The sequence below is a fragment of the Streptomyces colwelliae genome (assembly GCF_048158785.1).
Lineage (GTDB): Bacteria > Actinomycetota > Actinomycetes > Streptomycetales > Streptomycetaceae > Streptomyces.
In genome coordinates this window covers 1-588 of record NZ_JBLTJC010000900.1, presented here as the reverse complement: position 1 = coordinate 588, position 588 = coordinate 1, and the positions used below count along the sequence as shown (strand labels likewise).

1 pseudogene is annotated in these 588 nt (G+C 65.3%); it reads right to left on the bottom strand.

What is annotated here, in order from left to right:
- A pseudogene (locus tag ACNFOC_RS55070) lies at positions 1-517 on the bottom strand (IS5 family transposase); the annotation flags it as partial.
- Positions 518-588 lie beyond the last annotated feature (71 nt).

Genomic DNA, 588 nt, shown 5'->3' with positions numbered 1-588 from the left:
CCCCGTACCGGCGGGATCGCCTCCAGGAGTGGGATCAGCTGGGTGACGTCATTGCGGTTGCCGCCAGTCAGGGTAGCGGCCAGAGGGATGCCGGTCGCGTCGGTGATCAAGTGGTGTTTACTGCCCGACCTGCCCCGGTCGACGGGGCTTCGTCCGGTCTTGGATCCCCCTTTAACGCCCGGATGTGGGAACCGTCGACGGCCGCCCGGGACATGTCCAGGGCATTCACACTGCGGAGTTTGGCGAGGAGGACCCCTTGCAACCGGGGCCACACCCCGGCCTCGGTCCACTCGGCCAGGCGGCGCCAGCAGGTCATGCCCGAACCGAAGCCGAGTTCCTGCGGCAGATGTTCCCAGGAGATTCCGGTGTGCAGGACGAACAGGATGCCCTGGAACACCAGCCGGTTTGGGTGCCGCTTGCGCCCAGGGTTCCTGGCTCGACGCTCGATCTTGGGCAGCAGCGGCTCGACCACCGTCCACAGCTCGTCGTCGACTTCCCATGGCTTCGGCCGTGCCATCCAGCACCCCCAGATCGTCTGTCCTGGAGTGACCCAACCATCTTGAAGATCATTCCGTTAGGGGTTCTTAG